The sequence below is a fragment of the Streptomyces sp. A5-4 genome (assembly GCF_051131715.1).
Taxonomy (GTDB): domain Bacteria; phylum Actinomycetota; class Actinomycetes; order Streptomycetales; family Streptomycetaceae; genus Streptomyces.
The window spans coordinates 6,531,683-6,558,175 of the sequence record NZ_CP178591.1; the positions used below are offsets into that span (position 1 = coordinate 6,531,683).

The 26,493-nt window shown below is 70.3% G+C and carries 27 protein-coding genes; 15 read left to right on the top strand and 12 right to left on the bottom strand.

Annotation, left to right across the window (positions count from 1 at the left end):
• Positions 1-106 precede the first annotated feature (106 nt).
• The 7 genes from ACLLJJ_RS30595 to ACLLJJ_RS30625 all read left to right on the top strand — a co-directional run bounded on the left by ACLLJJ_RS30595 (position 107) and on the right by ACLLJJ_RS30625 (position 5,305).
• Positions 107-910 carry a helix-turn-helix domain-containing protein gene (locus ACLLJJ_RS30595; protein ID WP_434597335.1) on the top strand — a complete coding sequence of 268 codons (804 nt, stop codon included), beginning with the start codon at positions 107-109 and terminating at the stop codon, positions 908-910.
• A gap of 122 nt (positions 911-1,032) precedes the next feature.
• Positions 1,033-2,511, top strand: a complete 1,479-nt coding sequence (gene rimO, locus ACLLJJ_RS30600; protein WP_434597337.1) for a 30S ribosomal protein S12 methylthiotransferase RimO — start codon at positions 1,033-1,035, stop codon at positions 2,509-2,511.
• On the top strand, positions 2,508-3,212 hold the full coding sequence (gene pgsA, locus ACLLJJ_RS30605) for a CDP-diacylglycerol--glycerol-3-phosphate 3-phosphatidyltransferase (protein ID WP_434597339.1): 705 nt from the start codon (positions 2,508-2,510) through the stop codon (positions 3,210-3,212). The genes rimO and pgsA overlap by 4 nt, the downstream gene beginning before the upstream one ends.
• A 14-nt stretch (positions 3,213-3,226) precedes the next feature.
• On the top strand, positions 3,227-3,739 hold the full coding sequence (locus ACLLJJ_RS30610) for a CinA family protein (RefSeq protein ID WP_434600570.1): 513 nt from the start codon (positions 3,227-3,229) through the stop codon (positions 3,737-3,739).
• A gap of 109 nt (positions 3,740-3,848) precedes the next feature.
• Positions 3,849-4,226: a helix-turn-helix domain-containing protein gene (locus ACLLJJ_RS30615; RefSeq protein WP_347120178.1), complete on the top strand. Its 378-nt coding sequence runs from the start codon at positions 3,849-3,851 to the stop codon at positions 4,224-4,226.
• Between the two features lie 205 nt (positions 4,227-4,431).
• Entirely contained in the window at positions 4,432-4,902 is a 471-nt protein-coding gene (locus ACLLJJ_RS30620) for a Dps family protein (protein WP_434597342.1), read from the top strand.
• 151 nt (positions 4,903-5,053) lie between these two features.
• On the top strand, positions 5,054-5,305 hold the full coding sequence (locus ACLLJJ_RS30625) for a hypothetical protein (protein WP_434600571.1): 252 nt from the start codon (positions 5,054-5,056) through the stop codon (positions 5,303-5,305).
• Here the strand turns inward: ACLLJJ_RS30625 and ACLLJJ_RS30630 are convergent.
• The 3 genes from ACLLJJ_RS30630 to ACLLJJ_RS30640 all read right to left on the bottom strand — a co-directional run bounded on the left by ACLLJJ_RS30630 (position 5,253) and on the right by ACLLJJ_RS30640 (position 11,807).
• Positions 5,253-6,017 carry an SDR family NAD(P)-dependent oxidoreductase gene (locus ACLLJJ_RS30630; protein ID WP_434597344.1) on the bottom strand — a complete coding sequence of 255 codons (765 nt, stop codon included), beginning with the start codon at positions 6,015-6,017 and terminating at the stop codon, positions 5,253-5,255. The two genes, ACLLJJ_RS30625 and ACLLJJ_RS30630, sit on opposite strands and share 53 nt — an antisense overlap.
• Positions 6,018-6,074: 57 nt before the next feature.
• A complete protein-coding gene (locus ACLLJJ_RS30635; RefSeq protein ID WP_434597346.1) occupies positions 6,075-6,869 on the bottom strand; it encodes an Fpg/Nei family DNA glycosylase in 795 nt (264 codons plus the stop codon).
• A gap of 303 nt (positions 6,870-7,172) precedes the next feature.
• Entirely contained in the window at positions 7,173-11,807 is a 4,635-nt protein-coding gene (locus ACLLJJ_RS30640) for an ATP-dependent helicase (protein WP_434597348.1), read from the bottom strand.
• An 88-nt stretch (positions 11,808-11,895) separates the two neighbouring features.
• Here ACLLJJ_RS30640 and ACLLJJ_RS30645 point away from each other — a divergent pair, with 88 nt between their 5' ends.
• Genes ACLLJJ_RS30645 through ACLLJJ_RS30655 form a run of 3 tightly spaced genes read left to right on the top strand, consistent with a single transcriptional unit; the run spans position 11,896 to position 13,820 of the window.
• Positions 11,896-12,747, top strand: a complete 852-nt coding sequence (locus ACLLJJ_RS30645) for an AraC family transcriptional regulator (RefSeq protein ID WP_434597350.1) — start codon at positions 11,896-11,898, stop codon at positions 12,745-12,747.
• 24 nt (positions 12,748-12,771) lie between these two features.
• On the top strand, positions 12,772-13,515 hold the full coding sequence (locus ACLLJJ_RS30650; RefSeq protein WP_434597351.1) for an AzlC family ABC transporter permease: 744 nt from the start codon (positions 12,772-12,774) through the stop codon (positions 13,513-13,515).
• The gene (locus ACLLJJ_RS30655) at positions 13,512-13,820 is read left to right on the top strand and encodes an AzlD domain-containing protein (protein ID WP_434597353.1); all 309 of its coding nucleotides are present in this window, start codon (positions 13,512-13,514) and stop codon (positions 13,818-13,820) included. The genes ACLLJJ_RS30650 and ACLLJJ_RS30655 overlap by 4 nt, the downstream gene beginning before the upstream one ends.
• Before the next feature lie 69 nt (positions 13,821-13,889).
• On the opposite strand, the gene ACLLJJ_RS30660 is transcribed toward ACLLJJ_RS30655, so the two are convergent.
• Entirely contained in the window at positions 13,890-14,843 is a 954-nt protein-coding gene (locus ACLLJJ_RS30660; RefSeq protein WP_434597355.1) for a hypothetical protein, read from the bottom strand.
• A gap of 79 nt (positions 14,844-14,922) precedes the next feature.
• Here ACLLJJ_RS30660 and ACLLJJ_RS30665 point away from each other — a divergent pair, with 79 nt between their 5' ends.
• The 4 genes from ACLLJJ_RS30665 to recX all read left to right on the top strand — a co-directional run bounded on the left by ACLLJJ_RS30665 (position 14,923) and on the right by recX (position 18,385).
• Entirely contained in the window at positions 14,923-15,117 is a 195-nt protein-coding gene (locus tag ACLLJJ_RS30665) for a DUF3046 domain-containing protein (RefSeq protein WP_434597357.1), read from the top strand.
• Positions 15,118-15,267: 150 nt separating this feature from the next.
• Entirely contained in the window at positions 15,268-16,452 is a 1,185-nt protein-coding gene (locus tag ACLLJJ_RS30670; protein ID WP_434600572.1) for an AI-2E family transporter, read from the top strand.
• 184 nt (positions 16,453-16,636) lie between these two features.
• Positions 16,637-17,788: a recombinase RecA gene (gene recA / locus ACLLJJ_RS30675; protein ID WP_434597359.1), complete on the top strand. Its 1,152-nt coding sequence runs from the start codon at positions 16,637-16,639 to the stop codon at positions 17,786-17,788.
• Between the two features lie 3 nt (positions 17,789-17,791).
• The gene (gene recX, locus ACLLJJ_RS30680) at positions 17,792-18,385 is read left to right on the top strand and encodes a recombination regulator RecX (protein ID WP_434597361.1); all 594 of its coding nucleotides are present in this window, start codon (positions 17,792-17,794) and stop codon (positions 18,383-18,385) included.
• Between the two features lie 738 nt (positions 18,386-19,123).
• Here recX and ACLLJJ_RS30685 read toward each other — a convergent pair.
• The 8 genes from ACLLJJ_RS30685 to ACLLJJ_RS30720 all read right to left on the bottom strand — a co-directional run bounded on the left by ACLLJJ_RS30685 (position 19,124) and on the right by ACLLJJ_RS30720 (position 25,537).
• Positions 19,124-19,525, bottom strand: coding sequence for a rhodanese-like domain-containing protein (locus ACLLJJ_RS30685; protein ID WP_434597362.1), 402 nt, complete (start codon positions 19,523-19,525; stop codon positions 19,124-19,126).
• Entirely contained in the window at positions 19,522-20,112 is a 591-nt protein-coding gene (locus tag ACLLJJ_RS30690; RefSeq protein WP_434597364.1) for a cysteine dioxygenase, read from the bottom strand. Before ACLLJJ_RS30690 ends, ACLLJJ_RS30685 begins: the two co-directional genes overlap by 4 nt.
• 76 nt (positions 20,113-20,188) lie before the next feature.
• Positions 20,189-20,236, bottom strand: coding sequence for a hypothetical protein (locus ACLLJJ_RS30695; protein WP_309506048.1), 48 nt, complete (start codon positions 20,234-20,236; stop codon positions 20,189-20,191).
• A gap of 71 nt (positions 20,237-20,307) precedes the next feature.
• Positions 20,308-21,945 carry an FAD-dependent monooxygenase gene (locus tag ACLLJJ_RS30700; RefSeq protein WP_434597366.1) on the bottom strand — a complete coding sequence of 546 codons (1,638 nt, stop codon included), beginning with the start codon at positions 21,943-21,945 and terminating at the stop codon, positions 20,308-20,310.
• 143 nt (positions 21,946-22,088) lie between these two features.
• Positions 22,089-23,054, bottom strand: coding sequence for an amino acid ABC transporter permease (locus tag ACLLJJ_RS30705; RefSeq protein ID WP_434597368.1), 966 nt, complete (start codon positions 23,052-23,054; stop codon positions 22,089-22,091).
• On the bottom strand, positions 23,051-23,698 hold the full coding sequence (locus ACLLJJ_RS30710; protein WP_434597370.1) for an amino acid ABC transporter permease: 648 nt from the start codon (positions 23,696-23,698) through the stop codon (positions 23,051-23,053). The genes ACLLJJ_RS30705 and ACLLJJ_RS30710 overlap by 4 nt, the downstream gene beginning before the upstream one ends.
• Positions 23,699-23,804: 106 nt before the next feature.
• Positions 23,805-24,719: a glutamate ABC transporter substrate-binding protein gene (locus ACLLJJ_RS30715; RefSeq protein ID WP_434597372.1), complete on the bottom strand. Its 915-nt coding sequence runs from the start codon at positions 24,717-24,719 to the stop codon at positions 23,805-23,807.
• Between the two features lie 32 nt (positions 24,720-24,751).
• On the bottom strand, positions 24,752-25,537 hold the full coding sequence (locus ACLLJJ_RS30720) for an amino acid ABC transporter ATP-binding protein (RefSeq protein ID WP_434597375.1): 786 nt from the start codon (positions 25,535-25,537) through the stop codon (positions 24,752-24,754).
• A gap of 249 nt (positions 25,538-25,786) precedes the next feature.
• Between ACLLJJ_RS30720 and ACLLJJ_RS30725 the strand changes: the two genes are divergently transcribed.
• Complete coding sequence (locus tag ACLLJJ_RS30725) at positions 25,787-26,491, top strand: response regulator transcription factor (protein ID WP_434597377.1); 705 nt, start codon at positions 25,787-25,789, stop codon at positions 26,489-26,491.
• Positions 26,492-26,493: the final 2 nt, after the last annotated feature.

The following is a 26,493-nucleotide window of genomic DNA, read 5'->3' on the forward strand; positions in this document are numbered from 1 at the left end:
GACGATTCTGATGGCGTACAAAGACCGCCCTCCCGGTTGCCTCTCTCTTTCATACCCCCCCTAGACTGAACATCCAGCAGGTGGCTCACGCTCGAAAGGCGCCCCCGTGTCTATCGGCAACTCTCCCGAAGACGACCGGCCTTCGATCGGTCGTGCCATCCAGCAGGCTCGTATCGCCGCAGGTCTGACGGTTGACGAGGTCAGTTCGTCGACCCGCGTCCGCATTCCGATCGTGCACGCGATCGAGCAGGACGACTTCAGCCGCTGCGGCGGCGATGTGTACGCGCGCGGACACATCCGCACGCTGGCGCGGGCCGTCGGCCTGGACCCGGCAGAACTGATCGCGCAGTACGACGACGCCCATGGCGGGCGCCCCACGCCGACGCCCGCCGCACCGCTCTTCGAAGCCGAACGCATCCGCCCCGAGCGGCGGCGCCCCAACTGGACCGCGGCCATGGTCGCCGCGATCGTCGCCGTGGTGGGCTTCGTCGGCTTCACGCTCTTCAGCGGTGGGGACGAGGGCAACAGCTCGGCGAATGTGGCCGAGGGCTCCACGTCAGGCACCAAGCCGACCACCAAGCCCAGCCCCAGCAAGCCGGCCGACCCCAAGCCCAACCCTTCGGACAGCGCCATCGCGGCGGCCCCGCAGGACAAGGTCACGGTCAGGCTGACCGCGAAGGACGGCAAGAGCTGGATCTCCGCGAAGGACCACAACGGACGGCTGCTCTTCGACGGGCTGCTGCTCCAGGGCCAGTCCAAGACCTTCACGGACAAGGAAAAGATCGACCTCGTACTGGGTGACGCCGGAGCGATGGACCTCTTCGTGAACGGCAAGGACGTCAAGGACGAATTCCAGCCCGGACAGGTCGAGCGGCTGACCTACACGAAGGGCGACCCGGAGGTCGGCTGACCCCGCCGGACAGGGCCTGTGCCCGGTACCGCACCGGGCGCGGAGCCGGGCGTGGGCCGGGTCATGGGCCCTGCCAGCCCTCGCGGCGGGGGCGCGCGTCGGGACAAAGTAGGCTGGAGCCCATGTCCGAACGCCGCACCGTCGCCCTTGTCACTCTCGGCTGCGCCCGTAACGAGGTGGACTCGGAGGAGCTGGCAGGCCGCTTGGCAGCGGACGGCTGGCAACTTGTCGAGAACGCCTCGGACGCGGAAGTCGCCGTCGTCAACACCTGCGGATTCGTCGAGGCCGCCAAGAAGGACTCCGTCGACGCCCTGCTGGAAGCCAATGACCTGAAGGGTCATGGCAGGACCCAGGCCGTCGTCGCCGTCGGCTGCATGGCCGAGCGGTACGGCAAGGAGCTCGCGGAATCGCTTCCCGAGGCCGACGCCGTACTGGGCTTCGACGACTACGCCGACATCTCCGACCGCCTCCAGACCATTCTCAATGGAGGCGTGCACGCCTCCCACACCCCGCGCGACCGGCGCAAGCTGCTGCCCATCAGCCCGGCCGACCGGCAGGGCGCAGCCGATGTGGCACTGCCCGGACACGCGCAGGACACGCCGCCCGAGGACCTTCCGGAGGGTGTCGCGCCGGCCTCCGGGCCACGGGCGCCGCTGCGGATCCGGCTCGGCAAGAGCCCCGTCGCCTCGGTGAAGCTGGCCTCCGGCTGCGACCGCCGTTGCTCCTTCTGCGCCATCCCCTCCTTCCGCGGCTCCTTCATCTCCCGGCGCCCCTCCGACGTACTGGGGGAGACGCGCTGGCTGGCCGAGCAGGGCGTGAAGGAGGTCATGCTGGTCTCCGAGAACAACACGTCGTACGGCAAGGACCTCGGCGACATCCGCCTTCTGGAGACCCTGCTGCCTGAGCTGGCGGAGGTCGACGGCATCGAGCGCGTGCGGGTGAGCTACCTGCAGCCCGCCGAGATGCGGCCCGGACTGATCGAGGTCCTGACCTCGACGCCCAAGATCGCGCCGTACTTCGACCTGTCGTTCCAGCACTCGTCGGCCGGTGTACTGCGCTCGATGCGGCGTTTCGGTGACACCGACAGCTTCCTGCAGCTGCTGGAGACAATCCGTGCCCAGGCGCCGCAGGCGGGCGTGCGCTCCAACTTCATCGTCGGCTTCCCCGGCGAGAGCGAGGCTGATCTGGCGGAGCTGGAGCGCTTCCTGACGGGCGCACGGCTCGACGCGATCGGCGTCTTCGGATACTCCGACGAGGACGGCACCGAGGCGGTCACGTACGACAAGAAGCTCGACGCCGATGTCATCGCGGAGCGGCTGGCGCACATCTCGCGGCTCGCCGAGGAGCTGACCTCGCAGCGGGCCGAGGAGAGGCTCGGGGAGACCCTCCAGGTGCTCGTCGAGTCCGTGGGCTCCGAGGAGGACGACGAGGACGCGGTGGGCCGGGCGGCGCACCAGGCGCCCGAGACGGACGGCCAAGTGATCTTCACGACAGGCCAGGGGCTGACCGTCGGTCGTATGGTCGAAGCAAAGGTGATCGGCACCGAGGGCGTGGACCTGGTGGCCGAGCCGCTCGGATGTCATGAGGAGGCGGGCAGATGACCGGAGTCCCGGCGTCCGCGGCGGGCGGGACCGCCAGGTCCGCGTCCGGCGCCGGCAAGCTGGGCGCCGTGGCCGTCGATCAGGCCAGCTTGTGGAACATCGCCAACATTCTGACCATGGTGCGGCTGCTGCTTGTGCCCGGGTTCGTCTTGTTGCTTTTCCATAATGGTGGCTATGACCCGGCCTGGCGGTCATTCGCGTGGGCGGCCTTCGCCGTTGCCATGATCACGGATCTTTTCGACGGTCATCTGGCTCGTAGGTACAACCTCGTCACCGACTTCGGGAAGATCGCCGACCCGATCGCCGACAAGGCGATCATGGGCGCGGCGCTGATCTGTCTGTCTGTTCTCGGGGATCTGCCGTGGTGGGTGACCGCGGTGATTCTCTTCCGGGAGCTCGGCATCACGCTGATGCGCTTCTGGGTGATCAGGCACGCGGTGATTCCGGCCAGCCGCGGCGGCAAGATGAAAACCCTGATCCAGGGCATCGCGGTTGGGATGTATGTGCTGGCGCTGACCGGCCCGCTCGCCTCGCTCCGGTTCTGGGTGATGGCGGCGGCGGTCGTGCTGACCGTGGTGACCGGCCTCGACTATGTGCGGCAGGCAGTGCTGCTGCGCCGGGCCGGCCTCGCGGCGGAGCGGGCGGCCGAACGGGCCGCCGTGGAGTCCGCGGGTTCGTCATCGTCGGAGCCGTCCCGGTGACCAAGGGCCGAGCGGTGGTCGGCGTGCCCGCGCAGGTGCTGGAGCGGCTCGCGGGGCGGGGAGAGACACTCGCCGTCGCCGAATCGCTGACCGGTGGTCTGGTGGCCGCCGACCTGACCGCCGTGCCCGGCGCCTCGCGTGTGTTCCGCGGGTCCGTGACGGCGTACGCGACCGAGGTGAAGAGGGACGTCCTCGGGGTCGACGGAGCGCTTCTGGCGCAGCGCGGGGCCGTTGATCCGGAGGTCGCGCGGCAGATGGCCGTAGGCGTGCGGCGGGTGCTCGGGGCCGACTGGGGGATCGCGACCACGGGTGTCGCGGGGCCCGACGCGCAGGACGGGCAGGCGGTCGGCACGGTGTTCGTGGCGGTCGAGGGGCCTGACGGAACCGGGAAAGTCGCCGCGTTGAGGTTGAACGGGGACCGGGCGGTAATCCGTATGGAGAGTGTACGGAGAGTGCTGACCCTGCTCTCCGACGAACTGATCGAGAACGCGCGGGCACAGGATACGGAACAGAACGGGGGGATTTGATGTTTGCAGCCCTGAGTGAACACGACATCGCTCCCCGCACAGCCGCAGCGCGAGGCGGTACGGTGGGGCGTGAAGGATGCGGCTACGCGGTCCGAGGAGGGAGCCACCGATGATTCTGCTCCGTCGCCTGCTTGGTGACGTACTGCGTCGGCAGCGCCAGCGCCAGGGCCGTACTCTGCGCGAAGTCTCCTCTTCCGCCCGAGTCTCGCTCGGCTATCTTTCCGAGGTGGAGAGGGGGCAGAAGGAGGCTTCCTCTGAGCTGCTCTCTGCGATTTGCGACGCGCTTGATGTACGGATGTCCGAGCTCATGCGTGAAGTGAGCGATGAACTGTCGCTCGCTGAACTGGCGGCATCGGCAGCGGCGAGCGAGCCTGTGCCGGTGCGTACGATGCTCAATTCTGTTTCCGTGGCCTCGGTGGCCGGTGTGCCCCCGAAGCGGGTGACGATCAAGGCACCTGCGGAAGCGGTGGACGTGGTTGCCGCCTGACTCCGATGTGAGTCCGGCCTGAGTTCGTGGTGCAGCCCCGGTTGGTCCTGAGGGACCGGCCGGGGTTCTTTCATGTCCCCACTCGTGTGCGCTCTGGTGCGGAAGCCGGTCCGGACCGGCTTCCGCCTACCCCGGTGTGACCCTTTTGGGGCGTATGTGCCATGGTGGTGTGAAGTGTGAAAATCGGTTCCTGAGGAGGAAGCGCATGTCTGTCGTGAAGAGCACCCTGCCCGAAGCTGATCTCAAGGTGGTCGGCGAGGCGCTTCAGGGTGCGCTTGTGGACCTGGTCGATCTCTCCCTGGTGGCCAAGCAGGTCCACTGGAACGTGGTTGGACCGCGCTTTCGCTCCGTACATCTGCAGCTGGACGACGTGGTCGTCACGGCGCGGCAGCACTCCGACACGGTGGCCGAACGAGCCTCCGCGATCGGCGTCAATCCGGACGGGCGCTCCACGACGGTGTCGGAAGCGACCGCGATCCGTGAGGTGCCGGCCGGGTGGATCAAGGATGTCGACGCCGTACGGATCCTGGTGGACGCGCTCGGAGTGGTGATCGGCCGGATGCGCGAGCGGATCACGGCCACCGGTGACCCGGATCCGATCACTCAGGATCTCCTCATCGGGCTGACCGCCGAGCTCGAGAAGCACGCGTGGATGTTCCAGGCAGAGAGCGCGTAGGGCGCGTGGCGGGGGTGCGCGCGCCGGACATGCTTCCGGTGCGCCCTCCCGCCGGGTGATCGCACCCGGTTAGCGTCGGCCGCCGGAGGAGGCAGCCATGACACGGCGTGACTTCTTGGGGCGCGAGGGATCCGAGACGCGCGAGGGGCCTGTGTGGCGTGGGTCGGCGGTTCGGCGCGGACCGTTGCTCGCCCTGGCGCTGGTGCTGGGCGCGCTGTGGTGGTGGGCCGTGCTCCGGCTGGCCCTGCTGCCGGAGCTGACGGGGGTCATCGAGGGTGCGGTGGCGGCGGGCGGCTGGGGCCTGAGCCTGCTGCCGGTGCATGTGATCTCCGCGGCCTCGGCCGGGGTGACTACCAGGGCATCACGACGCCGCCGTTCGGGCGCAGGATCTGACCCGTCGTGAAGCCTGACGCGTCGGACGCGAGGTGCAGGATCGCGTGCGCGACATCCTCGGGTTCGCCCACCCGGCCGAGCGGGGACGCGCGGACCATCATGGACTCGATCCGGTCCTGGAGTTCCGCGTCGTGGCGTTCCGTCATGGGGGTGCGGATCCAGCCCGGAGCGACGGCGTTGACGCGGATGGCGTGGGGGCCCAGTTCGGTGGCGAGGGTCTTGGTGAGCTGGATCACGGCGGCCTTCGCCGCGCTGTAGCAGAGCAGGCCGGCGCTCGCGGAGTCCACGGCGCCCGAGGCCATGGTGATGATGCTGCCCGGGGTCTCGGCGGCGATCATGGCGCGGGCCGCTTCCTGGCAGGCGTACAGGACGCCCTTGAAATTGACCGCCAGGACCCGGTCCAGGTCCTCGTCGAGGGTCTCCAGCACCGTGCTGCTGTGCATGATCCCGGCGATGGCCGCGAGGATGTCCAAGCGTCCGGTTCGGGCGACCGCCTCGGCCAGTTGGGCGCGGTCCGTGACGTCGAGAGGGTGGGCATGTGCGGCGCCGCCCGCCTTGGCGATCAGGGCGGTGGTCTCGCGCAGGCCGTCCTCGTCGCGGTCCGCGCAGTGGACGGTCGCGCCGGCCTCCGCCAGCAGCAGGGCGCCGGCGCGGCCTATGCCGCTCGCGGCGCCCGTGACGAGTGCGGTGCGGCCGGTGAGGTCGTACGCCTTGAGGGGCATGTCGGGACGGTACGACCGAACCTGATGGGTCGTCAACTGTGGTTATCGAGCGGGGGATTACGGGGTCTGGCCCGATTGGCAGCGGGGGCACCAGTAGGTGGGGCGGGCGCGGCTGCCGTCGCCCTGCTCGGCGAGGCGCACCGAGGTGCCGCAGCGAAGGCAGGGGCGGCCCTCGCGGCCGTACACGTACAGGGGCGGTGTGAGGGTGCGCAGAGTGGTGCGGCGCCGGCCCGGGTGGTCGCGGTTCGCTTCGAGGAGGCGCTTGGCGGCGGCGACGAGGCGCTCGGGGGTGGGGAGTTCCCCGATGGGCAGCCAGGGGGTCACCCGGGCGATGAAGCAGAGCTCCGACTTGTAGACATTGCCGATGCCCGCGAGATTCCGCTGGTCCAGCAGCGCCTCGCCGAGGGGGCGGTAGGGGGCGGCGAGGAGACGCCGCAGGGCCTCGTCGGCGTTCCAGTCGGGTCCCAGGAGGTCGGGGCCGAGGTGGCCGACGGTCTGTTCCTCGTCCTGGGTGCGGATGAGCTCCAGGACGGGCAGGCGATAGCCGACGGCGGTGTGGTCGGCGGTGCCGAGGATGGCGCGGATCTGATGGGCGGGGCCGCCGCGCCAGCGCTCGCCCGGCGCGTAGACCTTCCAGGCGCCGTCCATGCGGAGGTGCGAGTGCAGGGTCAGGCCGCCCTCGACGCGGGCGAGGAGGTGCTTGCCGCGCGGGGTGACGTCCAGCACGGTGCGGCCGGTCAGGTCGGCGGTGGCGAATCTGGGGACGCGGAGGTCGGAACGGGTCAGGGTGTGGCCGGCGAGGGCGGAGTGCAGGCGGTGGGCGGCCTGCCAGACGGAGTCTCCTTCGGGCATGGGATCCATCATGCGTGGGGTGGGGCGCGGGGCGCCTCCGGCGGGGGTGCGGTGGTCGGAGTGTCGGAGGGGGAGGTGCGGCGAGGGGTGGACGTGGGTTGCTGGGGCGGAAGGGGAGACGCCGGCGTATGGGGTGGACGTGGGGCCTGGGTTTGGTGGGGTGGAGAGGGGAAGCGAGGCAAGGGGGGCGTGGGTCAGGCCGGGCGGAGGGGAAGGGTGCTGGTGACGTTGCGGTGTGCTGGCGCGGCTGAGCCCGGTGGGGGGCTCGTGCTGGAGTCCGGGTCCCGGCGCGGGTGGGGGTGGTCAGGCGCGGAGGCGGAGGCCTCTGGGCGTGGCGTGGAAGCCTGCCGCTTCCAGGGTTTGGCCCAGGGGTGAGGTCAGGGCGGGGGAGCCGTTGGTGCGCTCCACCGTGATGGTCCCCAGGGCGCCTCCACGGGCCGCCGTCGCGAGAGCTTCCGCTGCCGCGGCGAGGCGCGGGTCCGGAGCCGAGGGATCGTCCGGCGTGGCGGGCCAGGCCAGTAGGGTCTTGCCGCCCCGCTCCATGTAGAGGGTCAGCTCGCCGTCGACGAGGACGACCAGGGATCCCGCCTTGCGGCCGGGCCTGTGGCCCGCCCCGGCGGGGGGCTCGGGCCAGGGCAGGGCCGCGCCGTACGCATTGGCCGGGTCGGCCGCGGCGAGGAGCACCGCGCGATTGGTGTGCTCCGCGTCCCCGCGGTCGCGGGCGGTGGCCGCCGCGCGCAGGCGGTCGACCGCACCGTCCATCGCGAACTGGGCGGCGCCCAGCCCCTCCACGACATAACCGCGTCGCGCCTGCCCGCTGTCCTCGAAGGCGGCCAGGATGCGGTACGTCGCTGAGAAGCCGCCCTCGACCCCTTCGGCGGCGACCGCGCCCCGCGTGACCACGCCGTGCCGGTCCAACAGGGTGCGGGCCAGGGCGTGCGCGCGGTGGGTGGGGTCCGGCTCCTGGGCCGGGAGCAGTGACCAGCGGCCGGACGCGGTGGGTGGGCCGGTGCGGGATGCGGTGCGGGCGGAGGCCGTCAGCGTGCCGTAGCGCCCGCGGGGCACGGTGCGTTTCGCCCGGTGCGCCGTGGAGCCCGCGGTACGGCCGGAGCCGAGGAGGGAGCGCAGCGGCGCGAGGGTGTCGTTGGTGAGACGGCCCGACCAGGCCAGGTCCCAGACGGCGTCGGCCAGTTGGGGATCGGTGGAGTCGGGGTGGGTGGTGGCGCGGACCTGGTCGGCGATCTGGCGGAAGAACAGGCCGTAACCGCCGGAGAGAGTCGTGAGAACGGATTCGTGCAGCGCGGTCAGCTCAAGAGGGTGGGGCTGGGGGAGGAGCAGCGGAGCCGCGTCGGCGAGATAGAGGGAGACCCAGCCGTCCTTGCCCGACAGCGCACCCGACCCGGCCCACAGGACCTCACCCGTGGTGGTCAGCTCGTCGAGCATCGCGGGTGCGTAGCCCGAGACGCGGGACGGCAGGACCAGCTTTTCGAGCGCGGAGGCGGGGACCGGGGCGCCCTGCAGCTGCTCGACGGCGCGCACCAGCCCGTCGATGCCCCGCAGGCTGCTGCTCCCCAGGTGCTGCCACTGCGGGAGGAATGTCGCGAGCGCCGAGGGCGGGACCGGCTCCAGCTCGTGGCGCAGCGCGGCCAGGGAACGGCGCCGCAGCCGCCGCAGCACCGTGGTGTCGCACCACTCCTGGCCGATCCCGGCGGGGTGGAACTCGCCCTGCACGACCCGGTTGTTCGCGGCGAGACGCTGCAGGGTGCCGTCCGTGACGGCCGACCCCAGGCCGAACCTGGCCGCCGCCGCGGCGGACGTGAAGGGCCCATGGGTGCGGGCGTAGCGGGACAGGATGTCGCCGAGTGGGTCCTTGACCGGCTCGGTGAAGGCCTCCGGTACGCCGACGGGCAGCGCGGTGCCGAGCGCGTCGCGCAGGCGGCCCGAGTCCTCGATGGCCGCCCAGTGGTCCGCCCCGGCGATCCGGACGCGGATCGACCGGCGCGCGGACGACAGCTCGCCGGCCCACTGGGGCTCGGCGCCGCGCGCGGCCAACTCGGCGTCCGTCAGGGGCCCCAGGACACGCAGAAGATCCGCGACGCCCTCGATGTCCTTGATCCGGCGGTCCTCGGTGAGCCACTGGAGCTCCTGCTCCAGCTCGGTCAGGACCTCCGCGTCGAGCAGCTCCCGCAGCTCGGCCTGGCCGAGAAGCTCGGAGAGGAGCTTGGAGTCGAGAGAGAGCGCGGCGGCCCGGCGCTCGGCGAGGGGCGAGTCGCCCTCGTACAGGAACTGGGCGACGTATCCGAAGAGGAGGGAGCGGGCGAAGGGGGACGGCTCCGTGGTGGTGACCTCGACGAGCCGGACCCGCCGGGCTTCGATGTCGCCCATCAGCTCGGTCAGGCCGGGAACGTCGAAGACGTCCTGGAGGCATTCGCGCACGGCTTCGAGGACGATCGGGAACGACCCGAACTCTGATGCCACCTGCAGGAGTTGGGAGGCGCGCTGGCGCTGCTGCCACAGGGGTGTGCGCTTGCCGGGGCTGCGGCGGGGCAACAGCAGCGCGCGGGCGGCGCATTCGCGGAAACGAGCTGCGAACAGCGCGGAGCCGCCGACCTGGTCGGTGACGATCTGGGTGACCTCGCCCTTGTCGAAGGCGATGTCGGAGGCGCCGACCGGGGCCTGCTCGCTGTCGAACTCCGCGCCCTGGCGCGACGGTTCCTCGTCGAGCAGGTCGAAGCCCATCAGGTCCGCGTCGGGCAGCCGCAGCACAATGCCGTCGTCGGCGTGCATGACCTGGGCGTCCATGCCGTACCGCTCGGCCAGCCGGGAGCCGAGCGCCAGTGCCCAGGGGGCGTGCACCTGGGCGCCGAAGGGGGAGTGGATGACGACGCGCCAGTCGCCCAGCTCGTCGCGGAACCGCTCGACGACGATGGTGCGGTCGTCCGGAACGTGCCCGGCGGCGCGGCGCTGCTCGTCCAGGTAGGAGAGCACGTTGTCGGTGGCCCAGACGTCGAGCCCGGCGGCTGTCAGGCGCTCCCGGGCGGCCTCCGGGGTGACCGAGCCGATCTCACGGAGGAACGCGCCGAGCGCGCGGCCCAGTTCGAGGGGGCGGCCCAGCTGGTCGCCCTTCCAGAACGGCAGCCGGCCCGGCACACCGGGCGCGGGAGAGACCAGCACCCGGTCGCGGGTGATGTCCTCGATGCGCCAGGACGTGGTGCCCAGGGTGAAGACGTCACCCACCCGGGACTCGTAGACCATTTCCTCGTCGAGCTCTCCGACGCGGCCGCCCCCCTTCTTCGGGTCGGCCCCGGCCAGGAAGACACCGAAGAGGCCGCGGTCGGGGATGGTGCCGCCGGAGGTGACGGCGAGGCGCTGCGCCCCGGGACGGCCCGTGACCGTACCGGCGATGCGGTCCCACACGACGCGGGGGCGAAGCTCCGCGAAGGCGTCTGACGGGTAGCGCCCCGCGAGCATGTCCAGGACGGCCGTGAAGGCGGAATCGGGAAGCGAGGCGAAGGGAGCCGCGCGACGGAAGAGGGCCAGCAGGTCGTCGGCCTGCCAGGTGTCGAGGGCGACCATGGCGACGAGTTGCTGCGCGAGGACGTCCAGAGGATTGCCCGGGACGCGCAGGGCTTCGATGGAGCCGCTGCGCATGCGCTCGGTGACGACGGCCGACTGCACCAGGTCGCCCCGGTACTTGGGGAAGACGACTCCCGTGGAGACCGCGCCGACCTGGTGGCCCGCGCGGCCGACGCGCTGCAGTCCAGAGGCGACGGACGGGGGTGACTCGACCTGGACGACGAGATCGACCGCGCCCATGTCGATGCCCAGCTCCAGACTGGAAGTGGCGACGACGGCGGGCAGCCGGCCCGCTTTGAGGTCCTCCTCGACGAGAGCGCGCTGCTCCTTGGAGACCGAGCCGTGGTGGGCGCGGGCGAGCAGTGGCGGGGCGCCCTTGGCCGCGCCCGATTCGGCCATGATCTCGGCGGGGGAGTGCGCGTCGGGCATGGTCTCGCCGGTGGCGCGCTCGTACGCGATTTCGTTGAGCCGGTTGCACAGGCGCTCCGCGAGGCGCCGCGAGTTGGCGAAGACGATCGTGGAGCGGTGTGCCTGGACGAGATCGGCGATGCGCTCCTCCACATGGGGCCAGATCGACGGCTTGTCACCCGCGTCGTCCTCCTTGGCCGGGGCGCCGCCCAACTCGCCCAGGTCCTCGACGGGAACGACCACCGACAGGTCGAACCTCTTGCCCGACGGCGGCTGGACGATCTCCACCTTGCGCTGCGGCGAGAGGAAGCGGGCCACCTCGTCCACCGGCCGGACCGTCGCCGACAGGCCGATCCTGCGGGCCGGCCTCGGCAGCAGCTCGTCCAGCCGCTCCAGGGACACGGCGAGATGCGCGCCGCGCTTGGTGCCCGCGACGGCGTGCACCTCGTCGAGGATCACCGTCTCGATGCCGGACAGGGCGTCACGGGCGGCGGAGGTGAGCATGAGGAACAGCGACTCGGGTGTGGTGATGAGGATGTCCGGCGGCTTGGTGGCCAGCGACCGCCGCTCGGCGGGCGGGGTGTCGCCGGAGCGGATGCCGACACGGATCTCGGGCTCCGGCAGACCGCGGCGCAGCGACTCCTGGCGGATCCCCGTGAGCGGGCTGCGCAGATTGCGTTCGACGTCGACCGCTAGGGCCTTGAGCGGCGATACGTACAGCACCCGGCAGCGCTTCTTCGCGTCGGCGGGCGGGGGCGTGGACGCCAGGTCGTCGAGGGCGGCGAGAAAGGCGGCCAGGGTCTTGCCGGAGCCGGTCGGGGCCACGACCAGCACGTCGGACCCCTCGGAGATGGCCCGCCAGGCGCCTTCCTGCGCCGCGGTGGGCGCGTCGAAGGCGCCCGCGAACCAGCCGCGGGTCGCGGGGGAGAAGGCGTCGAGCGCGGTCCTGGCCATGGCCCCATCCTGCACTGGACCACTGACATCGGGCGTCCGGCACATGGACGCGCAGGTCAGCGACGCGCGGACGGCGCAGAATGGACCCATGGCGACGGCGGCGGACGGGAAGGACGAGTGGGCACGGCACTGGCAGTACCCGGGGGTGCCGGGCCTCGACCTGCTGCGGGCCCGCTATGTCCGCCATTCCTTCTCGCGCCACAGCCATGAGGGGTTCGTCCTCGGTGCGGTCTTCCGCGGGATCGAGGACGTGGTCATGCCGCACGGCACGATCCGGGCCCGTCCCGGCACCGTCGTCATGATCAACCCGGAGGTTCCGCACTCCGCCCACGCCGGGGTGCCCGAAGGCTGGTCGTACGCCACGCTGTATCCGTCGGCGCGGGTGGTCGCCGACATCGCCGAAGAGACGACCGCGCTGCGGGGGACGGCTGTTTTCGCCGAGACCATCGTCGAGGACCCGGACACCGCGCGGCTCATCCACGCGGTGCACCAGGCGGCGGAGGAGGGCAACGCGCTCGCCGCCGACAGCCTGCTGCGCATAGCAGTGGCCCGGCTGCTGCGACGGCACGGCCAGGCACTGCCCGCGCGTGCGCCCGCCGCGGCCGGCGCCCACACCGCGGCCCTCGCCAAGAGCCTCCTGGAGGAACGCATGGCCGAGCCGCCGTCCCTGGAACAGCTGGCGCGGGAGCTGGGCACCGGCCCCTTCGCGCTGCTGCGCGCCTTCAAGTCCGCCTACGGGATGCCGCCGCACACCTGGCTCACCAACGCGCGCGTGCGCCGCGCCCGCCGCCTCCTGGAGGCCGGGACGGCGCCCGCCGACGCGGCCGTCGCCGTCGGCTTCACCGACCAACCGCACTTGAACAGGCACTTCACCCGGATCGTCGGGGTTCCGCCGGGCGCGTACCGGCGGGAGCGCGCAAGAACGTACAAGACCGCGTAGTCCGCCGCACGTAACGTCCGGGGCGTGGCAGAACAGACAGCACTCCCAGCACAACCGATACGCACCGAACCAGAGGCCAGACCCGACAGCGCCGTCGTCCGCGACGCGCTGGGTGTCGGCGTCGCCGTCGGCCTCTCCGGCTTCGCGTTCGGCGTGACCTCGGCAGGCTCCGGCCTCACCCTCCTGCAGACCTGCGCTCTCAGCCTGCTGGTCTTCACCGGCGCCTCGCAGTTCGCACTCGTCGGCGCGCTCGCGGCGGGTGGCAACCCCTTCACCGCGGCGGCGGGCGCCTTCTTCCTCGGCGTACGCAACGCCTTCTACGGGTTGCGGCTGTCCCAGCTCCTGGCGCTCCCGCGGTTCGTGCGCCCCTTCGCCGCCCACTGGGTGATCGACGAGACCACCGCAGTCACTCTCGCGCAGCCCACGCGTCGCAGCGCCCGGCTCGGGTTCACCGTCACCGGACTGAGCCTCTACGTGCTGTGGAACCTCACCACCCTCGCCGGCGCGCTGGGCGCGGAGGCCATCGGGGACACCGACGCGTGGGGCCTCGACGCCGCGAGTCCCGCCGTCTTCCTCGCTCTCCTCGCGCCCATGCTGCGTACCGGAATGGAACGGGCCGTCGCCGCTCTGGCGGTCGCCCTGGCGCTGGGTCTCCTGCCGGTGCTGCCCGCGGGGGTGCCGGTGCTCGCCGCCGCGCTCGCCGCGCCGGTGGTTCTCATGCTCCAGGGCCGCAGAGCCCGTGGCACGGCCAAGGAGGAGGGGCGATGAGTGTCTGGATCGCGATCGGCGCCACCGCCGTCGGCTGCTACCTCGTGAAACTGCTGGGGCTGCTTGTGCCCGCCGGGGCACTGGAGCGCCCCCTCGTGAAGCGCTTGGCCGCCCTGCTGCCGGTGGCCCTGCTGGCCGCGCTCACCGCCCAGCAGACCTTCAGCACCGGCCAGTACCTGACGCTGGACGCCAGGGGCGCGGGGCTCGCCGCGGCGGCGCTCGCGCTGGTCCTGCGCGCCCCCTTCCTCGTGGTGGTCGGGGCGGCGGTGGCCGTCACCGCGGGCGTGCGCGCGCTGGGCGGATGACCGGGAGGACACCCGCCCACGCGCTGCCCCGGCCCCTCCCCGGGCGCGACGGGTGGGACGACGCCCGGATCAGGCCCCGGCCGGTGCGCCACCGGCGCCAGTGAGGTCCCCGTCGATGACCCGCCCGTAGGCCCGCAGCGTGAGCAGCGCGTCGATCGTCAGCATGGGCCGGCACTCCAGAGCGGTCCCCGGGGCCCATTGCCGCCAGCGGATCGGCCAACCCCCGTCCTCCTGCTGCTCGGCCGCGAGGAAGTCGAGCGAGCGGCTCATCTCCTCGTCGGTGAACCAGCCCCGGGCCAGCGAACCGGGCACAGCGGCGAAGTCGTACGGGAAATGGTGTTCACCCGGCGCGTACCCCGGCGGGAGGGGGTGCTCGTCGGCCCGATCCGGGTTCAGCACCACGAGCCGCTGCTCGCGCACCAGGCGGCCGAGCCGGTCCGCCGCCGCCTCGGCCCGCGCCCGGTCGGGCACGCCGTCCAGGAAGGCGACCGCCGCCCGGATCTCGTACGGGTGGGAAGCGCGCAGCGCGTCGATGGCGGCCCAGCAGAAGTCGGTCGCCCTGAAGAGCCACGCGTGCCACACCTCGTTTCGGTGCAGCAGCCCCACCACGGGGCCGGTCGCCAGCAATTCGCTCGGCGGGTCGTCGACGATGGGGATGAAGGGCGCGGCGGGATAGCCGCGTAGCGAAGGGTGGACGGCGGGCAGCGCCCCGTCCTTCGTCGAGATGTCGGACAGATAGCGGCACATCCGCTCCACCCGCAGGCCCTCGCAGCGGCCGATGGAGTCGAGGACGGACAGCGCGTGCGCGGTGTGCAGCGGTTGGCTGACGGGCCCCCGCAGATCGGGTTCGAGCGCGTGTCCATAGCCGCCGTCCTCACCCTGGTACGCGGCGAGCGCCGCTTCGACCGCATCGCTGCCGCCGCCCAGGAAGTGGTAGGCGAACCGCCGCTGCTCGAGCACCCGGGCCGTCAGCCAGATGAAGTGCTCGCCGCGCGAGAGAAGGGAAGCTCCGGATCCAGCCATGCAACGACCGTAGGGCCCAGAACGCTCACGGCAAGGTGTACGGACAGGGCTGCACTCTCAGGGGCGCGATACTTGGTTCATGCGGTTGACGATTTTCTGGGATCGGATGGCGGACCACTTCGGTGAGGCGTACGCCGACTCCTTCGCCCTGGACCATGTGATGACCGAGCTCGGAGGCCGTACGGTCCACGAGGCACTCGCCGCGGGGTGGGACGCGAAGGCCGTCTGGCGTGTCGTCTGTTCCTCGATGGACGTTCCCGCGGACAAACGCTGACGCCGGGGCGGCCGGCCGGACCGCACGCGCATGGGCGAGACTGATCCGGTGGCACCCACTGACGAGTCCGCCGAGAATTCCGCCCGGAACGAAGAGTCGCCGACGGCGTCGTCGCCCACAGCCTTCGCGGCGGCCCAAGCTTCGGCCCGTATGCCCCGTTGGCTGCCTCGCGCGATGGTTCTCGCGCTCGCGCTCTATGCCTGCTTCCAACTGGGCGACTGGGCGTTCCACCAGCTCATCGGGCTGCTGACCAACATCCTGATCGCCTTTTTCCTGGCGCTGGCGATCGAGCCCGCGGTCGGCCGCATGGCGGCGCGCGGCATGCGGCGGGGCCTCGCCACCTTCCTGGTTTTCCTGGGTGTCGTGATCGCGGCGGTCGGCTTCGTCGTGCTGCTCGGCTCGATGCTGGCCGGGCAGATCATCGAGATGGTCGAGGACTTCCCCAAGTACCTCGACTCGGTGATCAACTGGATCAACCAGAGCTTCCACACGGAGCTTTCGCGGGTCGAGGTCCAGGACAGCCTGCTGCGCTCCGACTGGCTGCAGAGGTACGTCCAGAACAGCGCGACCGGCGTTCTGGACGTGTCGGCGACCGTCCTGGGCGGGCTGTTCAGACTGCTGACGATCTTTCTGTTCTCGTTCTACTTCGCGGCCGACGGACCGCGGCTGCGGCGCGCCCTGTGCTCGGTTCTGCCGCCGGCCCGGCAGGCCGAGGTGCTGCGCGCCTGGGAGATCGCGGTCGACAAGACGGGCGGCTATCTCTACTCGCGTGGCCTGATGGCGCTCATCTCCGGCTTCGCGCACTACATCCTGCTGGTGATCCTGGATGTGCCGTACGCGCCCGCGCTCGCCGTGTGGGTGGGGCTGGTCTCGCAGTTCATCCCGACGATCGGCACGTATCTGGCGGGCGCCCTGCCGATGCTGATCGCCTTCACCGTCAACCCCTGGTACGCGCTGTGGGTGCTCATCTTCGTCGTGATCTACCAGCAGTTCGAGAACTATGTGCTCCAGCCGAAGCTGACCGCGAAGACGGTGGACATCCACCCGGCGGTGGCCTTCGGATCGGTCGTCGCCGGGACGGCGCTGATGGGCGCGGTCGGTGCGTTGATCGCGATTCCGGCGGTCGCGACACTGCAGGCCTTCCTGGGCGCGTACGTGAAGCGGTACGACGTGACGGACGACCCGCGGGTGCACGGCAGGCATCCACGGCGACGAGGTCTCTCGGGCCTGGTGCGGCTGCGGCGGACCCTGCGCCACGAGCCGCGGCAGGCGGCCCGGCCGCCCGGAACATCAGGGGCACCCGGGACGCGGCCGTCCGGGGAAGACGACTCCTGAGACTCGGACGGGGTGGGCGTGGTGCGCTTGACACCGAAATCGAACATCCTTTCTCATGGGGTTCTGGCCCGGTTTCTCTCCTTGAGTTATCCACAGGCCAGGACGGCGTCGGGACGCATTGTCAGTGGCAGGGGTTAGCGTCTTGGATGTGAAGCGATCGACTCAAGCAAATCGGGTGGAACCCATGGCAGCAGGCACCGACCGCGAGAAGGCGCTCGACGCCGCGCTCGCCCAGATTGAACGGCAATTCGGCAAGGGCGCAGTCATGCGCCTCGGCGACCGGCCGAACGAAGCCATCGAAGTGATCCACACCGGATCGACAGCACTGGACGTCGCACTCGGCATCGGCGGACTGCCGCGTGGCCGTGTGGTGGAGGTGTACGGACCGGAATCCTCCGGTAAGACGACACTGACGCTGCACGCCGTGGCCAACGCGCAGAAGGCCGGCGGCACCGTCGCCTTCGTGGACGCCGAGCACGCGCTCGACCCTGAATACGCCAAGGCGCTCGGCGTCGACACGGACAACCTGATCCTTTCCCAGCCGGACACCGGCGAGCAGGCGCTTGAGATCGTGGACATGCTGGTCCGCTCCGGTGCCATCGACCTCATCGTGATCGACTCCGTGGCGGCTCTGGTGCCGCGTGCGGAGATCGAGGGCGAGATGGGCGACTCGCACGTCGGTCTCCAGGCCAGGCTGATGAGCCAGGCACTCCGAAAGATCACCGGCGCGCTGCACCAGTCCCAGACCACCGCGATCTTCATCAACCAGCTCCGCGAGAAGATCGGTGTGATGTTCGGCTCCCCGGAGACGACGACCGGTGGCCGGGCGCTGAAGTTCTACGCCTCGGTGCGACTCGACATCCGGCGGATCGAGACCCTGAAGGACGGCACCGACGCGGTCGGCAACCGCACCCGCGTCAAGGTCGTCAAGAACAAGTGTGCGCCGCCCTTCAAGCAGGCCGAGTTCGACATCCTGTACGGCCAGGGCATCAGCCGCGAGGGCGGCCTGATCGACATGGGCGTGGAGAACGGCTTCGTTCGCAAGGCCGGCGCCTGGTACACGTACGAGGGCGACCAGCTCGGCCAGGGCAAGGAGAACGCCCGCAACTTCCTGAAGGACAACCCCGATCTCGCCGATGAGATCGAGAAGAAGATCAAGGACAAGCTGGGCGTCGGCGTCAAGAAGCCGGAGACCCCGGCTGTCGAGCCCGCGGTGGACGCGGCGGTCGGTGGCGCGGCGGTGGCCACGGACGCGGTGACGGCCGACGCTGCGAAGTCGGTACCGGCTCCGGCGAGCAAGGCCAAGACGGCCAAGACCGCGGCGGCCAAGAGCTAAGCCATGACCCGGAGAATGGACTGGCCGGGGAGTACGGACGCAGAGGACAGCGGCAGCTCCGCCCCGTCGAGGGCCGGGAAGGGGCTGCCGCCTCAGGATCCGGGTGAGCAGGCGCGCGCGATCTGCCTGCGCCTGCTCACCGGGAATCCGCGTACACGCAAGCAGTTGGCGGACGCGCTCCAGAAGCGGGACATCCCCGAAGAGATTACGGACGAGGTGCTGTCCCGCTTCGAAGAGGTCGGGCTCATCAACGACGCGGCCTTCGCGGACGCCTGGGTGGAGTCCCGCCACCACAGCCGGGGCCTGGCCCGGCGGGCGCTCGTGCGGGAGCTGCGGACCAAGGGAGTGGACGCGGCCCTGATCGACGAGGCCGTGGGCCGACTCGACTCCGACCAGGAGGAGGAGCGGGCCCGCGAGCTCGTCGATCGCAAGCTCCGCTCCACCCGCGGCCTGGAGCGCGACCGTCGAATGCGCCGTCTCGTGGGCATGCTCGCCCGCAAGGGGTACTCGGAGGGCATGGCCCTGCGGGTGGTCAGGCGCGCTTTGGAAGAAGAGGGCGAGGACGACACGGGGGGCGTGGAATACGACCCGCTCTGAGCGGTGCGGGGGGCGTGGAGTACGCCCGTGCGGCCCGGGGTGTGCACGGCCTTCTCTGAGCGACGCAGGGGGCTTTTGGTACGGCCTGCTCCGAGCGGAGCTGAGGCCGAGCCGGATCTGAACCACATTCGAGCTGCCCCCGGCCCCGGTGCCCCGGCCTCGGAACTGTCTCCCTGGCCCGGACCGCGGGCCCGGCTTCGCACCTGGCCGAGGGCCCGCCCCGGCGGACTGTGGTGTCGGCTCAACTGGCCTGCCTGCGCCGGTTGGTGGGGTTTACCTCCGGGTGAATGTGCAGGCCGGCCCCCATGCACAGCAACTTCTGCACAGGCAATCGCGTACGCGTGGCAAAGCACCCCGGCGGTACCGAGATCGCGGAGCCGGCCGCCCTCAAGGCGCCGTCACGGCAGCAGATTCTTCAGCAACTGCCCTCCACTGCCGGCCACTTCGGCGACCGTTGCCCGGGCTCTCGGCCTTTAACACCGGCGCCTCCACCTATCACCTTCGTCACCTCGCGCGGTACGGATTCGCCGAGGAGGCCGAGCCCAATGCCGCCGTGCGGGGAGCGCCCACCGTGAGCGCTGGTGGCGAGCCGTTCCCGGAGACCGCCGTTTCCCCCGGCGCGCCCCCGGGCACCGTTGGTCCCGCCCCGCCCGGCCCGCACACAGCCGGCCGCGCGCGGCCGAACGGTTCCGCACCTCGGTAAGGGGCGTCCTCCAGAGAGGGCGTTCCTTACCGTCCTTACGGCGTCACCGGTGGTGTCACCGGCAGTCCCGCCGCCCGCCATGCCTGGAAGCCGCCGTCGAGGTCGGTCGCCCGGTGCAGCCCCAGCTGTCGCAGTGAGACCGCCGCGAGGCTCGACGCGTATCCCTCGTTGCAGATCACCACGATCCGCAGACCGTGGTCGGCGGCCTCCGCGGCACGGTGGCTGCCCTGCGGGTCGAGCCGCCACTCCAGCTCGTTGCGCTCGACGACCAGCGCCCCGGGAATGAGGCCGTCCCGCTCGCGCAGTTCGGCGTACCGGATGTCCACGAGCAGGGCGCCCGCCGAGGATGCCTCGAAGGCCTCCTGAGGGCCTACGCGGTCGAGCCCCTCGCGGACGCGCTCCAGAAGTTCGTCGATGCCGACCGTCTTCCCGCTCACTGCCACTCCTCCGGACGCTCGACGTGCTCCAGGCGCAGCACCGCGCCGGTGCGGCTGTAGCGCCGCATCATCGGCAGCGGCGGGTAGTAGGCGTGCACCGAGATCGCGTGTTCGCCCGGGGACTCGTTCAGTACCTGGTGGACATGGTGGGCACCGAAGGCGCGCCCTTCGCCCGTTGTCAGCCGCCGCTCACGGTCGACGTCGTCGGCCAGTTCGAGGGTCTTCCAGCCCTCGGTGGGGAGGCGCGCCGCGAGTGACTCCTCGCGCAGTGAGCCTCCCGCGGCGGCGAAGGCTCCGTGCGAGCCGCCGTGGTCGTGCCAGCCCGTACCGCTGCCGGGCGGCCATCCGATGAGCCATGCCTCACTCCCGTAGGGCCCGTCGAGCCGTACCCAGGTACGTCCCTCGGGGTCGAGCGGCAGGGAGGCCACGAGGGAGGCGTCGGCAGCGGTGCGACGGACGAATGCGAGCAGCTCCGCAGCGGAAGGGCCCGCAGGGGCGCGACCCGCGGAGCCAGAGCCCGCGGTGCGATCGGCAGGGGTGTCCGCGGCGCGCTCGGGCACAGCGGAAAGAGGTGCGGAGAGAGACACAAAAACCGTCCTGAGAATTTCGCGTGGACGCGCGGCCATGAGCGGAGCACGGCACGGCGCGAGGAAAGAGGGCGAATCAGCAGGACGGTCGACACACGCAGCCCGCATAGCGGACGAGGTCCATATGGACCCTCCGCCACAGGCGCACATTGGTGTCGGTCACGCTTCGGAGTACACCATGTGCGCCTGTGACGGTCAATTGATGTCCGCAGTCCGGTCGGTCCGGTCGGTCCGGCCGGGACTGTCGGCGTGCGGAGGGGCGCCCGCCGTGGACGGCGCGCCCCCGCGCGCCGCGTCCGCCGCCGCGTACAGCTCGGCGGGACGCACCCCCGTGAGCGCGGTGACCAGATGCCCGTCGGGCCGTACGAGCAGCACCGTGTGCGCGGAGGCCCCCGGGTAGCTTTCGACGACCAGCAGCTCGGCCGTCGCGGGCAGGGCCGCCACCGCGGCGGCCAGCCGTGGCATCACCCCGGCGCTCATCCAGTGCCGCCGGTCCCAGACACCGGTGCCCGGTGCGACCAGCATCACCAGCAGTCGCCCGCGTCCCAGCCGGTCCCGCAGTCGCACGGTCGTGCCGTCCGTCGCCGTCGCCCGCACATCCACGACCGGTCCGCCCAGCGGCGTACCGACGAGCGTCTGCGCCTCGGCGTGCGGGGGTGCGAGGGGGGAGCGCGTGTACTCGGGTGGCGCCCCCAACGCGCCACGCCCCAGGTGTCCGTCCGTCAGCATCAGGTCGTGCCCGCGCGCGGTGCCCGGCAGGTATGTGCGCAGGCCGCCGCCACCGCGCAGTATCGGCAGCGCCTGATCGGCGGCGCGCAGCCGGGCGGCGACGGCGGTGCGCCGCTCCGCCTGGTAGCTGTCGAGCAGCGTCTCCGACGCCCCCAGGTGCCAGGCCTGCGCCAGCTTCCAGGCCAGGTTGTCGATGTCCCGCAGGCCCTCGTCGAGGCTCTGGGTGCCCAGCGCTCCGAGCAGGTGGGCCGCGTCTCCGGCGAGGAAGGCCCTGCCCAGCCGCCAGCGGCGGGCCAGCCGGTGGTGGAGGGTGTACACACCGGTGTCGATCAGGTCGTACGGAGGTGTCTCGCCGCACCAGCCGGCCAAGGTGTCCCGCACGCGTGTCACCAGGGCCTCGGGCGTGACCAGCTCGCCGCGCGCCGGCAGTAGCCAGTCCAGCCGCCACAGGTCACCGGTGAGCGGCCGGGCGGTCACTTCCTCGCCGCCCGTGCGCCACGGCGGCAGCCTGTGGAGTAACGCTTCGCCGGGCCAGGGGAGCTCGGTGCGCAGCGCGGCCACGGCGTGCCGCTCCACCGCCGTACGCCCCGGGAAGCGGATGTCGAGGAGCTTGCGCACCGTCGACCGCGCACCGTCGCAGCCGACCAGGAAACTGCCGCGCCACCAGGTGGAGCCGGGCTCCCGGGTGTGTGCGGTGATGCCGTCGGCGTCCTGTTCGACGGTGTCGAGGCGACTGTGCGTGACGATCCGTACGAGCTCCTGCTCGTCGGCGGCGTCCCGCAGACCGTTGGTGAGGGTGTGCTGCGGCAGGTGCAGCGGGGCGGGTAGGTCGCCGTCGTCACCGAGGGTGAGATACCTGATGTCCTGGTTGCGCCGCATGGACCGCCATCCGGTCCAGTGCGCCCCTTCGTCACGGACGGCGGCGCAGCCGAGCCGCTCCACCAGCTCGGCGGTGTCCGGCCGCAGTACGGCCGTACTGGCCGTACGCACTTCTTCTTTGTCGGAGCCCTCGTCGAGCACGACGGAGGGGACGCCCTGGGCGGCGAGCGCCAGGGACAGTGCCAGTCCGACGGGACCGGCACCAACGACGATCACCGGGTCCACGGCGCGTCCCCTCCGGTCCGTACGGACTTGCGGGAAGTGGCAGTTTGAACCCGGTGCACGATCACAGAACGTATGCAACCCACTGCGAGTGCTTGCGTCAAGTGACGTAAGGCAGCGGCGCGGGGCCGCTGCCTTACATATCGTCAGTTCTTTTTGTCGGCGGGCCCGTCGGGGCCGGCGGCGCCGTCCTTCGGGTGCGGCCCGAGCGGACCCGCGGATGCGTCGAGCACACCCGGCGCCTCCAACGGTTCGACCGCGGCGGCCGGCGTGATGCCGGTCTTGGCCCGGCGACCGCGCTTCTCGATCCAGGTGGCGAGCGAGGAAAGCGCCAGACACATCGCGACGTAGATGGCTCCGACGACGAGGACCACGGGAACATACGGGTTCTCGTCATTGACGATGATGTTGTTGGCCATCTTGCGGGCGGCGAACAGCAGTTCGTCGTACGTGATGATGTATCCGAGCGAGGTGTCCTTCAGGGTCACCACCAGCTGGCTGATGATCGTGGGCAGCATGGAGCGCACTGCCTGCGGTATCAGCAGCATCGTCATGACCTGCGACTTGCGTAGGCCGAGCGCGTACGCGGCCTCCACCTGGCCCTTGGGCACGGCGTTGACACCGGCCCTGAGCACCTCGGCCTGGACACACGCGTTGTAGACGCTGAGCCCGATGACGAGGGCCCAGTAGGCCGAACTCTCGCCGATGAAACCCAGGTTGCTCTTGTAGGTCAGGAAGACGACCCACAGTGCGTAGATGGTGATAAGCAGCGGGACGGCCCGGAACAACTCGATGAATCCGGTGGCCACCGCGCTCACCGGCCGGTGGTCGGAGAGCCGCGCCACGGCAAGCAGGGCGCCGAGCACCAGCGAAAGTACTGCCGCCACCACGAAGACCGTGAGGGTGGACAGGATGCCTTCGCCGATGTTCGACCGGACGCCTGCGTTGTTGAAGATGTTCCACATCTCGGGCGCGAGATAGCCCCGGTCGGCGAGTCGGAAGATCGCGAAGGCGATCAGTCCGAGCACCATGAGGGTCCCGAGAACGGAGTAAGTGCGGTTACGTACCCGGGCCTTGGGACCCGGGGCGTCGTACAGGACGCTCGAACTCATCGTGCGACCTCCAGGCGCCGCTCAAGCAGCCGGAAGAGACCGCTGATGGTGAAGGTGATGACCAGGTAGGCGAGAGCCACCCAGAGGAAGATCGGGGCGATGGCGAACCCCTGGTCGCTCAGCATCTTCTGCACCCCGAAGAGCTCGGTGACGCTGAATGCGCCCGCGATCGCCGAGTTCTTGGTGAGCGCGATGAAGATGCTGCTCAGCGGTCCGACCACGGTGCGGGTGGCCTGGGGCAGAACGACCATCCGCAGGGTCTGGAAGAACGTCATGCCCAGTGACCTGGCCGCTTCGGCCTGGCCGAGCGACACGGTGCTGACACCGGACCTGACGGCCTCACAGACGAATGCGGAGGTGTAGCAGCTGAGCGCCAGCAGGGCCTTGGTCCACGGATTCATGCCGGTGCCGAAAACGGGGGGCACCACGAACCAGACGACCAGGAACAGCAGTGTCAGCGGAGTGTTGCGGAAGAGTGTGACCCAGGCGGTGCCGAAGAACCTCAGGGGCGGGACGGGAGAGACACGGAAGCCGGCCATGACAACGCCCAGCACCATCGCGAACAGCGCACTGGCGGCGGTCAGCAGAACGGTGCCTATGAAGCCGTCACGGAACTCCGGCAAGTGGTCGAGCAATACATTCACGGGGAAGTCCTCGTGGGCGACAGCGAACGGGCAGGGGACACCGCGCCCCGTACGCTCCCCTCAAGCGCGTACGGGGCCCGGTAGGTCACTCCGGAAGGCGGCGCTATCAGTAGCGCTCGAGCGCCGGCGGCTCGGAGAACGGCGAGCCGGACAGGCCCAGCGTCGCGTCGTACGCCTTCTTGTAGTCGCCGTTCTTCAGGTGCGACTCGAGCGAGTCGTTGATCGCGTCGCGGAGCGCCTTGTCGTCCTTGCTCATGCCGATGCCGTAGGGCTCCTCGGTGAACGGCTTGCCGACCACCTTGAGCTTCGTCGGGCGCTGGGCCGCGTAGCCCTTGAGGATCGCGTCGTCCGTGGTGACCGCGTCGACCTCGTTGTTGATGAGCTGCTGCACGCACTCGGAGTACTTCGACAGCTCGACGGTCTTCGCACCGTACTTCGGCTTCTTGATCTCCTGGAGGGGAGTGGAGCCGACGATGGAGCAGACCTTCTTGCCCTTGAGGTCCTCGGAGCTGTTGATCGTGGTCTCGTCCTTGCGGACCAGCAGATCGGCGCCGGCCATGAAGTACGGACCGGCGAAGCCGACCTGCTTCTTGCGCTCGTCGTTGATCGTGTACGTACCGACGTAGAGGTCCACGTCGCCCTTGGAGATGGTCGTCTCACGGACACCGGAGTCGACCGTCTTGAAGGTGATCTGGTCGGGCGAGAAGCCGAGGTCGGCGGCGACCATCTTGGCGATCTCGACGTCGAAGCCGGAGCGCTTGCCGTCCGTGTCCTCGAAGCCGAGGAACGGCTGGTCGTTCTTGGCGCCGATGGTGAGCTTGCCGACCGACTTGGCCTTCTTCACGACCGGGGAGTCGATCTTGACGTCCTTGGCGGCGGTGTACGTCGGGAGCTTCGGCGCGTTCTTGCCGCCGGCCGGGTCCTTGGGCTTGTCGCCGGCGGTACCGGACTCGCCACCACAGGCGGTAGCGGTCAGCGCGAGCACAGCAATGGCGACAGCAGCCGATTTGCGGAGCTTCATCGTGAACATCCTTATGTCGTGGTCGTGGGGCTTCAGTGGTGAAGGATCTTCGACAGGAAGTCCTTGGCCCGGTCGCTGCGCGGGTTGCTGAAGAACTGGTCGGGTGTGGCCTCTTCGACGATCTTTCCGTCGGACATGAAGACGACCCGGTTGGCGGCCGAGCGTGCGAAGCCCATCTCGTGCGTGACGACCACCATCGTCATCCCGTCGCGCGCCAGCTGCTGCATGACCTCCAGCACCTCGTTGATCATCTCGGGGTCGAGCGCCGAAGTGGGCTCGTCGAAGAGCATGACCTTGGGGTCCATCGCCAACGCCCGCGCGATCGCGACTCGTTGCTGCTGGCCCCCGGAGAGCTGCGCCGGGTACTTGTCCGCCTGGGAGCCCACGCCGACCCTGTCGAGCAGGACGCGTGCTTTCTCCTCGGCGGTCTTCTTGTCCATCTTGCGGACCTTGATCTGGCCCAGCGTGACGTTCTCCAGCACCGTCTTGTGTGCGAAGAGATTGAACGACTGGAAGACCATGCCGACATCGGCACGCAGGCGGGCGAGTTCCTTGCCCTCCTGGGCGAGGGGCTTGCCGTCGATCGTGATGGTGCCCGAGTCGATCGTCTCCAGGCGGTTGACGGTGCGGCACAGCGTGGACTTGCCGGACCCCGAGGGTCCGATGACGACCACGACCTCGCCACGGGCGACGGTCAGATCGATGTCCTGGAGCACATGCAGCGCGCCGAAGTGCTTGTTGACGTTGCTCAGCACGACCAGGTCGTCGGCTGCGGCTGCAGCATCCTCGCCGGCCTTGGTCACTGAAACTCCGCTCATCGGCTTTTTGCTCCGTCCTCCTCGATTGGGAGGACCCTAGTCAGCCGCTGCGATCAGCGTCATTACATCTGAGGGGAAATTGAGCATAACGATCCGGCTTCGGCAGGACACTCCGCGTGAACAGGACGACGGCGGGGGATACCGGGTCCATAACGGAACATGCCCGTAACGGGAAGGGCCTTGACTCGACCGTGACGCATCGGCGTGGATGCAGCGAGACCAAAACGACCAATACTCCGGAGGGGGGCCATGAGACTGCTGCTCGTCGAGGACGACAACCACGTCGCGGCGGCCCTGGCCGCCATCCTCGCCCGCCACGGTTTCGAGGTCGTCCACGCCCGTAGCGGCGAGGAGGCCATCCAGGCCCTGCTGCCCGCCGACAAGGAGCCCTTCGGGGTCATCCTGCTCGACCTCGGGCTGCCCGACCAGGACGGCTACGAGGTGTGCGGCAAGATCCGCAAGCGCACCGACACCCCCGTGATCATGGTGACCGCGCGGGCCGACGTGCGCTCCCGGATCCACGGCCTCAACCTCGGCGCCGACGACTACGTCGTCAAGCCGTACGACACCGGTGAGCTGCTCGCCCGTATCCACGCCGTCAGCCGGCGCACCACGAGCGGCGACGCGCCCCCCGTGGGCGCCGACAGCGCCCTCGCGCTCGGCCCCGTACAGATCGAACTGCCCACCCGCCGGGTCACCGTCGACGGAGCGGACGTACAGCTGACCCGCAAGGAGTTCGACCTGCTCGCGCTCCTCGCGCAGCGTCCCGGCGTCGTCTTCCGGCGCGAGCAGATCATCAGCGAGGTGTGGCGTACGAGCTGGGAGGGGACGGGCCGCACACTGGAGGTCCATGTGGCGTCGCTGCGCTCCAAGCTGCGGATGCCCACCCTCATCGAGACGGTGCGCGGAGTCGGCTACCGGCTCGTCGCGCCGCCCGCGCTGCAAGGACCGTAGTC